Genomic DNA, 1,004 nt, shown 5'->3' on the forward strand with positions numbered 1-1,004 from the left:
TAGGTGGCGGTGGAGCTGCGCAGGCCGTTGAACAGCCACTGCTTTTGGGGTTCTCCCAAAAGAATGCGCGGCGTGCGGCGCAGCAGGTTAAACAGCGCCTCTTCCGATCCCGGCGGGCCGAAGAACAGGGTCTCCTGCTGGGGCGTGAGGCGGATGCCGGCCAGTTCCAAAAAGCGCTGGCGGGTCAAGCCAGGGGGCAAAATGGGCAGGATCGGGGTCACAGCAGCCAAGTCGCGGTACTGGCGCAGGTCGAGGATAAAGACTTCGGCGTTGGCGCCGTAGCGGAAGCTGCGAAACACCCGATCCCGGCTATCTACCCCCGGTACATCCGTCAAGGTGGGGGTGATGGGGTTGTACTCAAAAAAGGCCTGGTAGCCCAGCACCCTAAAATCTTCCACGTCGCGGGTTTGCCCGGTGGTGTCGTTGAGCTGGACGGCGCGGCCGCCGCGGGCCTTCTGGCCGCTGTAGTTGTCGATCACCTCGTGGTCATCCCAGTTAACGACAAAGGAAGTGCGACTGAACAACTGCGGGAACTCCGGCCCGGCATACTTGGGATCCCGCTGATCCCGATAGAGGCTGCGGTAAAACTCCAGGTTGCCGATGGGATCCAGCCCCAGCCAGAAGCGATCCGCGTAGACGGTGTCGCCGTTGAAGGCGATGAAATCGATATCGCCACGGTTAACCTCAGCCAACAGGGCCGCCCCAATGGGGAAAGGAGGCTCATTGGCGCAGCTAATGTGCAAGAAGCGGATGGGCCGCCCATCGCCCGGAGCCGGCAGGGTGCGGAACTGGCCCACAGGGCTGGTAAACCCCTCACTGACAAAGCGGTAGAAATAGCGCTGCGCCGGCCTCAGGCCGGTAACAACGGCGCGGGCAATGTAGTCGCCCGGCTCGGTGCGGTAGTTGCGACCGGCCACGCGGCGGGCAGTCAGCGCAACCTGCTGCAGAATGGGGTTGAACTCGGCATTTTCCGCCATCTGCAGCGTCACAGGCACCGTATCCAC

Annotated in this window: 1 protein-coding gene; it reads right to left on the reverse strand. The window is 62.8% G+C overall.

Annotation, left to right across the window (positions count from 1 at the left end):
* Positions 1-1,004 (reverse strand): alkaline phosphatase D family protein (locus NW835_RS06410; protein WP_414414827.1); only part of this gene is annotated, 1,004 nt, incomplete at both ends.

Origin of the sequence: Synechococcus sp. OH2 (assembly GCF_047462155.1) — a bacterium.
GTDB lineage: Bacteria > Cyanobacteriota > Cyanobacteriia > Thermostichales > Thermostichaceae > Thermostichus.